This window comes from Spongiimicrobium salis, assembly GCF_043678055.1.
GTDB classification, from domain to species: Bacteria; Bacteroidota; Bacteroidia; order Flavobacteriales; family Flavobacteriaceae; genus Spongiimicrobium; species Spongiimicrobium salis.
Window position 1 is genome coordinate 1,864,464 of the sequence record NZ_JBHEQA010000001.1, and the last position, 10,081, is coordinate 1,874,544.

The 10,081-nt window shown below is 40.5% G+C and carries 6 protein-coding genes; 2 read left to right on the plus strand and 4 right to left on the minus strand.

From position 1 onward, the window contains the following. Window positions 1-215 precede the first annotated feature (215 nt). The 4 genes from ACEXOE_RS08165 to ACEXOE_RS08180 form a co-directional block, all read right to left on the minus strand. Window positions 216-2,960 (minus strand): PD-(D/E)XK nuclease family protein, encoded by a 2,745-nt coding sequence (locus ACEXOE_RS08165; protein ID WP_394748250.1) that lies wholly within the window; start codon window positions 2,958-2,960, stop codon window positions 216-218. 64 nt (window positions 2,961-3,024) lie between these two features. Beyond that, a complete protein-coding gene (locus tag ACEXOE_RS08170; protein WP_394748251.1) occupies window positions 3,025-4,395 on the minus strand; it encodes an OmpA family protein in 1,371 nt (456 codons plus the stop codon). 113 nt (window positions 4,396-4,508) lie between these two features. Next, window positions 4,509-5,702 (minus strand): glycine C-acetyltransferase, encoded by a 1,194-nt coding sequence (kbl, locus tag ACEXOE_RS08175; protein WP_394748252.1) that lies wholly within the window; start codon window positions 5,700-5,702, stop codon window positions 4,509-4,511. A 17-nt stretch (window positions 5,703-5,719) separates the two neighbouring features. Continuing rightward, complete coding sequence (locus ACEXOE_RS08180) at window positions 5,720-8,836, minus strand: UvrD-helicase domain-containing protein (protein WP_394748253.1); 3,117 nt, start codon at window positions 8,834-8,836, stop codon at window positions 5,720-5,722. Window positions 8,837-8,954: 118 nt separating this feature from the next. On the opposite strand from ACEXOE_RS08180, the gene ACEXOE_RS08185 reads away from it, so the two are divergent. Continuing rightward, the gene (locus ACEXOE_RS08185; protein WP_394748254.1) at window positions 8,955-9,563 is read left to right on the plus strand and encodes a superoxide dismutase; all 609 of its coding nucleotides are present in this window, start codon (window positions 8,955-8,957) and stop codon (window positions 9,561-9,563) included. A 329-nt stretch (window positions 9,564-9,892) separates the two neighbouring features. Then, window positions 9,893-10,081: hypothetical protein (locus ACEXOE_RS08190; RefSeq protein WP_394748255.1), on the plus strand; the 189-nt coding region annotated here is incomplete at its 3' end.

Genomic DNA, 10,081 nt, shown 5'->3' on the forward strand with positions numbered 1-10,081 from the left:
TAGCTTCACTGCGTTCATCCAAAAACACTCGAAGTGACCGGCAAGTATATTTAGAGATAGTGTCCCCTTGAGGGGACTTTAGGGGTATTTTTTGAGGTATGGGATATCGGGTGAGAGGTATGAGGTTTGTGCTGCGAACTTGCAAACTTCGCAGAGCGAATTCTCGATACAATTTGTTTTTCCTTTTAGAAAAACAAATCACTCGAACTGACCCATTACACCTCTTTTTCTATAAAAGGTGTTGTTGCCGTGCAGATTTCTACAATGAGCCTTTGCAACTGTTCCATAAAGTCCTGAAGTAGCTGTTGATCAATTTGCGTATGCTTTACCCGACTTCCCTTTTTTTCTTTGGTAGCGAACTGGAGAAGACCGGCCTGTAGATTTTTAAAGGAAATGATGCCGGCACTGATAGTATGTATAGGAGTGCGCCTATCATATAATACCGCATAGCATAACAATTGAAAAGCTTTGCTATAGGTATAATCACTGATAATGTCTTCCCACTGCACAATTTCAACAGCGGTGCTCTGTACTTTTCCCGTTTTGTAATCAATAATACGCAATTGCCCGTCTTTGCGATCAATACGATCAAGAGTGCCCTTAAGGCGCACTGGAAACGGGAGCTCCGGAAAGTGCAGCTGGGTTTCCATCCGCTGCTCCAATGCTACAATTTCGATTTCATGGGAGGCTACGGTTGCCATTTCCATAGCAATAAAGTTCTCTACATAACGCACCACTACATGATAGGCAATAAGGTTTTTGCCCCTACTGATATCCCCTTCCATATAGCTTTGGCCAAAGTGTTTCCGAACGGTAGTTTGTATCTTCCCTTTCATTTCGCTTAAATGCACTTTGGTCAGTATCTTGCCCACAAAAGGCAGGTACAGCTCCTCCAGAGTGTTGTGGACTACTGTTCCAAAAGTATTGGCGGCAATGGTTTCTTCCACTTCAGTTCGACTATCGATATTGAGGATATGTTGGGTATAGAAACCCATAGGATTACGGATGTAATTGCTCAATGAAGTGGGTGAGAATCCCTTTTTTGCAAACGCTTCAATGCGTTGCATCAAATGCTGATCTTTAGGAATGAGACCCGTTTTTTTTGGAAGTACCTCTATGGCCGGTGTTGCAATGGTTTCGGTGATATGTGGGAGGATATTTTCATCGGTGAGCATTTGGGTGATCAGACGACTCTTTTCACCTCCCTCCAATACATCGGGTTCGGTGTTGTATAGAAGGTATACCTTTTTGGCACGTTGTAGCAAGCGATAGAAATGATAGGTGTACACGGCATCTTTTTCCTTATAGGTAGGAAGTCCAAAGGCTTTTTTGATGTCGAAGGGAATAAAGGAGTTGTTGGATTTTCCGGAAGGGAGAATGCCTTCATTCACCCCACTGATGATAACGGTTTCAAAATCTAGATTTCTACTCTCCAACATTCCCATGATCTGTAAGCCCCTAAGCGGCTCTCCTTGAAAATCTAAAGTTTCCGAAGAAAGAATTTCACGGTATAGGCCCTGGAGGGACTTAAGGTCGTTCACAAATGGGTGTTGTTCTATCCATTCCCTTAATTGATTGAAAAGGGTATGAAAGCGATAAAGATATTCCATATCCAAGGCACTATCCTTGGTTTCCGGGCTGTTTTTTAAGTGAAGGATAATGGTCTGACAGCGATCAATAAAGTCCAAAGGGGCGCTATTCTTATCAAAAAACAACAACTTAAAGTGCGTGTTAGCTGCGGCGAAAGTTGCTATTTTGTCTAAGGAAATATAAGCCCAGTTTTGTGTCTTTATGGTTTCGGCCAGTTCGCTGGCCCAGTTTCTTTCGTCCTGGAACAGAAAACGTTGTATATAAGGTTGTGCTAAAAAATCCAGGGTATGCCTATAAAACCAACCTTGTTCATCAATTTGAATGTAGAGTTCAAAGAATTGCAGAAAGACACTGGCCAATGGCGTTTTATGAAGGGGATATCCCATGGTAATATTGATTCCCTCAATGGCCTTGGGCAAGGCATTGATTACGGGGTTCAACAAGGTTTCATCGCCAAGAACTATGGCGGTATCCCGTACTCCTTTTTTTTCTTGTTGATGTAGTTTTTGAATCAAAGTACCAATGTACTTTGCCTGGGCTATATTTTTTGGGAGCCCGATACATTCAATATGTTTGGATTTTAAATAATGCTCCTGAATTCCTTTGAGCGGATGCGTTTTAAGGTAATCCCATTGCCGTTGGTGCTGACGAATAAATAAGCCTGCATCGTGTATGGGGTCCTGTAAAAAATAAGCATCAAGATCCCAATAGATTTCGGCTTGGGAATGGGTTAGAATGTATTGAATGATTTGTGATTCTGCTGTATTCAAGGCATTAAAGCCAACGAAAATATGCTTTTTTGTATTTCCCTTTAGGTATGTGGTAATCTGTTCAGCGGCAGTTCTATAAACCAATCCTTGATGGCCAATGCCGCGTTGCCTTAGATTTTGGTTGAAGCCGGTATAAAGAGTTTCCAAATTGTTCCAAAAACTGATGTAGTCTTCCATCATTTTGGTTTTCTCCTTTTGAACGTACCAATGGTTGATTTCTTGAATATCGGCCAAATACGAAAAAAGTTTGGAGGTGTCTACCAGATAACGATCAACCTCATTGAAATCCTGGAGCAGCGTTTGTCCCCATTTGGAGAAACTGTAAAAACTATCGACTTCTGCTTTTGTGGTATTCTTATAGGTAGTATAGAGCGTAAAAAGTTGTTCGGTGTTGGACGCATAGGACAAACCGGAAATCTGTTCTATAAAGCTTTCAATGCTATAAATCTCTGGCGAAAAGAAAGTTTTCGTACTGCGAGCGGCTATTCGGTTGCGTAAAAAAGTACCTGCCCTTTTACTGGGAAGTATAAATACGGTTCCTTCCAGGGCATCATCACCATTCCATACTTCCTGGATAACATCTTCTAGAAAACTTTGCATTTTTAAAAATAAAAAAAGCTCCGCAATTGCGGAGCTTTTTCCTATAATTTAAATCGGTACTTGCTTATTTCATCAAGTTGATTTCTACTCTTCTGTTTTGTTTTCTACCCGTTCTTGTTTTGTTGGTAGCGATAGGCTTGTCTTCACCGTATCCGATAGCAGATAATCTATCTGCAGCAATTCCTTTTTCAATCAAGAAATCACGTACAGAGTTAGCTCTTTCATCAGATAATCTTTGGTTCGTTTTAGCACTACCTACACTATCTGTGTGACCTTCAACTGTAAATTTAGCGGTTGGGTACTCGGCCAAGATTTGGATGATATCTACCATTACTGAAGTAGACTCTGCTTTGATAGAAGATTTACCAGTGTCAAATAAGATGGTTTTGGCATAATCGTTCAATTGCTTCTGAACTTCTTCAGTTACTTCAGGACAACCATTGTTTGCTACAGTACCTGCAACATCTGGACATTGATCATCTTTATCTAAAACGCTATCACCATCTTTATCTGGCCATGGGCATCCTTTGTTAGCAGAAGGACCTGCTTCACTTGGACAAGCATCATCTTTATCAGCAATTCCATCACCGTCAGCATCTGGACAACCGTTAAGGGCAGCTAGACCAGCTTCGTTAGGACAAGAATCATCTTTATCGGCAATACCATCACCATCAGTATCAGGACATCCGTTCAATTCTTTGGAACCTGGAGCGTTAGGACAGCTGTCTTTGCTATCTTCTATACCGTCACCATCAGCATCTGGACAACCGTTGAATGCTTCAAGACCAGCAACTTCTGGACAAGCATCGTCTTTGTCATAAATGCCGTCCCCATCAGTATCTACACCACCAAATTTGAAGGTAAGACCAGCAGCATGCTGGAAGTGAGGAGCACTGGAATCTTCGAAACCGTGCTTATATGTTGACTGAACGAAAACACCAACGTTTTCGCTGAACCAGTAGCTAAGTCCAAGACCTGCATTTGCATTTCCAGAACCTATGTCGTCGATCCAAGTATAACCACCACCGATAGTAGCATATGGTCTAAGCTGAGTATTTCTTAGAATGTTGTACTTGATCACACCATCAACTCCGTAGTGCGTAAGGTCATCTACTCGTGTATCTCCCAAATTTTCAATTCTGTTCAAAGAACCAGTAACACCAACAGAAAAACCATCTCCTATATATCTGGATACGGAAACGTAAGATACTGAAGGCAAAATGTTCCAGTGATCGTTAGCATTGAAAAATTCGCTGAAAATAGAACCTGTCTGATAGGCTGGTAAAACATCCGAGGGATCTGCATTGGTAGGAAAGAAATCAAGTGCATTTATACCAACACCAATAGACCAAGGATTATTTTGATCCTGAGCTTGAATGTTGTTAACGCCAATGATAAGTAGGGCAACAACCAATAATTTGCTAAGTTGTTTCATGTTCTAATTTTTAAGTTTAAGTGTTAATTAGCTACAAATGTAAGTTGTTAAGACTTATTAACAAAATCAATTTTATCTTTTTTTTAACGTTGTTTGCCGACGAAAAGTTACTTTTAAATAATATTCAGTTGCTTTCCAACCGCGGTAAACGCAGAAATGGCACGATCAAGATGCTCCATTTCATGAGCCGCGGAAAGTTGTACCCGGATACGAGCTTTTCCTTTAGGTACTACCGGAAAGAAGAACCCAATGACATAGATTCCTTGCGCTAAGAGCATATCGGCCATTTGTTGGGAGAGCTTGGCATCATAGAGCATTACGGGGACAATAGCCGAATCACCATCGATAATGTCAAAACCCGCGGCTTTCATCCCATTTTTAAAGTAAGCGGTGTTCTTTTCCAATGTATCGCGTAACGAAGTATCGTTTTCCAACATATCGAATACCTTAATGGAGGCGCCCACAATGGCAGGAGCCAGCGAATTGGAAAACAAATAGGGCCTGGAGCGTTGGCGTAAAAGTTCAATGATCTCTTTTTTTCCGGTGGTATAGCCACCCATAGCACCACCAAGGGCTTTTCCAAGGGTGCCGGTGATGATATCGATCCGATCTAAAACCCCTTTCTCTTCCAAGGTGCCTCTTCCGGTCTCCCCAATAAAACCTGCAGCATGGCACTCATCGATCATGACCAAGGCATCGTACTGATCGGCCAGATCACAGATTTGATCCAAAGGAGCTACCAAACCATCCATAGAGAAAACCCCGTCTGTTACAATAATCTTAAAGCGGGCATTGTCTGCACTGGCTTGTTTCAATTGTTGTTCCAGATCGGCCATATCATTATTGGCATAACGATAACGCTTGGCCTTGCACAAACGCACCCCATCTATAATGGAGGCATGGTTCAAAGAATCCGAAATAATGGCATCTTCTGCGGTTAGCAAGGGTTCAAAGACACCTCCATTGGCATCGAAGGCGGCGGCATATAATATGGTGTCTTCGGTATGATAGAAATCGGCAATTTTTTGTTCCAGTTCTTTATGGATATCTTGTGTCCCGCAGATAAAGCGTACGGAAGACATGCCAAAACCATGGGTGTCCATCGCATCTTTGGCTGCCTGTATTACCTCGGGGTGCGAAGAAAGGCCCAAATAGTTGTTGGCACAGAAATTAATGACTTCTTGCCCTGTGGAAATTTTGATGACAGCACCTTGGGGGGAGGTAATGATGCGTTCTTTCTTATAGAGCCCAGCTTCTTTGATGGCCTCTAATTCCTCCTGTAATTGTTCTTTGATTTTTCCGTACATAATACTGTTTCCTCTTGTTATATAAATTCTGTTGTAATCGTATCATTAATATATATAAGGATACGATTGGCGATCTGAAATCCCATTTTTTCAACAGCATCGGCATATGTGGCCAGTTGCTGATGATAGCGTGGGTCTTTTTTTCCTGTTTTATAATCCATGATAGTGGCCTCCTTATCTTGAAGGACTACTCTATCCGGGCGCAAAATTAATCCATTTTCGGTAATTATATCTCTTTCATTATACACGATATTTCCTTCTTTATAATAGGGTGCCAATTTGGGATGACGTATGATCTGATGGATAATTTGTTCCAAGGATGCAATGTCTTTGGCGCTACTATCCCCATTCCTTTGCAATAGATCCAATGCTTTGGGAATGTCTTTTTCTGTGGTTATATGCCCCATGGCAGTATGTACCAAATTTCCTTTGGTGATGGCACTTTCGCGTTCTGTATCCCAAAGACTGCCAGACTTGGTCAGGATGGTGAAAGAAGGCCTATCCTTATAAGTATAGGCATAAGGCACTATTTCTTGGGTTTCGGTCTTGCTTTTGGACGTATCATTGAATGGCGGAAGCGTGCCAAAAGTATAATGGTTCTGTTGAGAATCCCACTGGTGTATTTCCTGAAGATAGTATATAAAGAGACCGGAATATCGATCCGTTTTCACCGTGCCGTTACTTTTTATTGCTTTTTCTGTAATGATGTACAATCCTTTTACTGCACGGGTCAAGGCCACATATAGGATATTAAAGGCGTCTAATTCCAGCTTATGTTGTTCCTCCTGATACAAGATCTCTGCCATCTCGCTATACGCTTCTACCTCCTTTTTTTTGCTTATTAAAAGCGATTCGAAACCCTGAAAGGCAGTTGGATCTACAGGAAGCCATAGTTTGGGGTCAATTTCCTCATAGATATAGGTATTGGCAAAAGGGAATAGAACAAAGGGAAACTCCAAACCTTTGGCCTTGTGTACCGTCATGAGTTGTACCGCATCCATATTTTCGGGAACAGCAATACTTAAGCTGTCTTTTTTCTTCTCCCAATAGTGCAAAAATACCTGGGCGTTACTTCCTTCTTTGAGCTCGACCTCTAGGATGACATCCATAAAAAAGGTGAGGTAAGCATTGGAGTTGGGCGCTAGATCAAATTGTCTTATGGCGCGCTCCAGGCCATCGAAAACCGAATATTTTTTTAGCCATTCCAAATCAAACCCGTAGTTGTCCCATAATAGCATTGGAATCTGATCTAAGTGCTGCGCAATAAAGAAATGTATATTTTCCTGGCCTTGCCCCAAGAAATAAAGGATTTCATAGGCAACCTCCAAATTTTTGGGATCTGTACTGTATTTTAATAAACACACCAGAAACTGTACTTGTGGACTACTGTTCAACAAAAGGGTCTCGGACGAAATAATGGGGATTCCCTGGCGCATTAGAAAATCGGCCAATACAATACCGTGTTTCCGTTTTCGGGTAAGGATACAAATATCATTTAATGGGTGTCCCTGAGACCTGATTTCTTTGACTGTGGACAATACCTGTTCTTGATACTGCACATCCGTATCATTTCCTTCTTCAAGAAATGTCAATTGAACAATTCCCCCTGCCTTGTCCGTGCTTTGTTGTTGGTTCCCTTCGATAAACAAATCCTTGTAGTGCTCGCTGTTCAAGAAGGGACTAGTGGTGGTAAAAAAACGATTGTTGAAATTAATAATCTCGGTATGGCTCCTATAATTTGTAGGAAGGCTTTCTATTTGTGGAGGAATTACAAAAGGATTCGTAGATTGACCAATAAGGTGCAAAAATTGTTCGGCCTTGCCCCCTCTCCAACGATAAATGGCTTGTTTGGCATCCCCAACAACTAATAAAGAGCCTTTTTTTCCTTGTTCGTCCTCTCCTTCCAGGGCATTTCCGATCAAGGGAATTAGATTTTGCCATTGCATCTCCGAAGTATCCTGAAATTCATCGATGAAATAATGGTGGTATTTTTCTCCCAGACGTTCATAAATAAAGGGAGCGGGCTGGTCTTTTATCTCGTTGGAAATGATGGTGTTGAAAGAGGAGATCGGTAATTGATCTCGTTCCACTTCCAAAATCTTCAATTCTTTTTGTATCGCATTTAAGACCGTAAAAGGCACACTGTTTTTGTAACAATTGTCTAGAAAAAATATATGATGAAGTACTTGTTTAAGCTCTAGATAGGTGCTGAGGATCTGCGGCTGTAGTTGGCTTATGGTCGCTGCTTTATGGGGATCCAAACTTTTGTTGTGCAGTTTTCCTTCCCGAATGTTTTCCTCTAATTTATTATCGTATAGGCGGGTGTACTCTTTAGCAATGATCTTTTTAAAGTGATTGGGTAGTGTTTGGCGCGTAAAATCCGTGGTTTCCAAACCGTGATCCGTAAGTGTTTGTAGTATTGCTTGAGCAGCCTCTATGGTTTTGACCCTTAAAGCATTGCTTCTTGAACGCAGTTGTTTTTTTAAGGCGATAAAATCATCGATCGATTTATGTTGAAGTTTTTTAAGATGTATGGCGTGATTTTCATTAAACAGAAGACGTCCAATTTTTTGAAGATCAATACTAAGGTCCCAACTTTTATCCTCATCTATTTTTTCCAATGCAAAATCAATCAGCACCTGGGTGAGTTTAGGGTCGGTCCCGGCATTATCAATGAGTTTGCTAACGGCCTCATCGAGCAGCAATTCGGTATCCAGGACAACTTCAAAATTTTGAGGCAGTTTTAAATCTTTGGCAAAGGTGCGAATAAGCCGATGTGTAAATTTATCTATGGTAGAGATATCAAAAAAGGCATAATTATGAAGAATCTCTTTTAAGATCACGCTTGATTTTTCCTGTAATTTTTGAGGCGGAAGCCCTAAGGTTTCGGAAAGCTGGGCAAACATGGGAGAAGGACTTTTTGAAGGGACTATTTGGCTAAACTCAAACAAAGTCTCTAAAATCCGTTGTTTCATTTCATTTACTGCTTTATTGGTAAATGTAATGGCGAGGATATGTCGATAATTTTTTCGGGAATTGGAAGCTAATAGAATCTTAAGGTACGCAGCAACAAGGGTATAGGTCTTTCCAGAACCTGCAGAAGCATTGAATATTTTGTATGGGGCCTGCTGCACCTATTTTATTTGCAAATTACGGAATATTGCACAGTTCTTCATAAATATATAGTGGAATTTATACTGTAATGCCTTAAATTTGAGGAAGCATATTAATTCACTTAAAAACACAATGATTATGGCTTTTGAATTACCAAAATTACCCTATGCATACGATGCATTGGAACCACATATTGATGCTAGAACGATGGAGATACATCATACCAAACATCACAACGGATATACTTCCAAATTAAATGCGGCTATTGAAGGAACCGATTTAGAAGGCAAGTCCATTGAAGATATTTTGCAGAATTTGGATATGTCCAATGGTGCTGTTCGTAACAATGGAGGCGGATTTTTTAATCATGCTTTGTTCTGGGAGATCATGTCGCCCAATGGTGGAGGAGCCCCTTCGGGTGAGCTTGCAGCGGCGATTGATGCTGCCTATGGGTCTTTTGATGGCTTTAAAGATGCCTTTTCCAAAGCTGCGGCGACAAGATTTGGATCGGGGTGGGCATGGCTTTGCGTACACCCAGGAGGAAAAGTTGAAGTATGCTCTACACCAAACCAGGATAACACACTAATGCCGAACACAGGTTGTGGGGGAACACCAATTTTAGGCTTGGATGTATGGGAACATGCATACTATTTGAATTATCAGAATAGAAGACCCGATTACATTGGGGCATTTTTCAATGTAGTAAATTGGGATAAAGTATCAGAATTATACGCACTGAACAAGTAAGAAATTTACTTCTTAAATAAAAAAACCACCTTCTTCAAGGTGGTTTTTTTATAGGTATCATAGAAAAGGGTGGAGAAGTCTCCACCCTTTTCGTCCCAAATCTTACCATAAACTTAACCTACTTATGCTATGGCGATACTAAATTACTGGTATTGTGATAAATAACAAAAAAAAAAAGAATATTTTTTACAATAAGTACTTTGTGTCTTTTGTTTTTTAGCGTAAAAAGAGTGAAAATTACGCTTAATTAACTGATTATCAGAAATAAAATTTAGTGGGTTTAAATCTCCCTTTTTCTAAAAACTTGAACAAAATAGAGGGGGTTGACCTTGAAATTTTCTAAAAATAGAGCATATAATCCGCGAAAAATAACCTTAGAAGATCAAATTATATACCTTAAAGTATCTGTGAATGGAGAGAAATCTTTGTGGATGGAAGTTTTTTGCAATAAAAAAGGCGGACTGAACGTCCACCTTTTTTCCCCAAATCTTACCATGAACTTAACCTACTTATGCTAT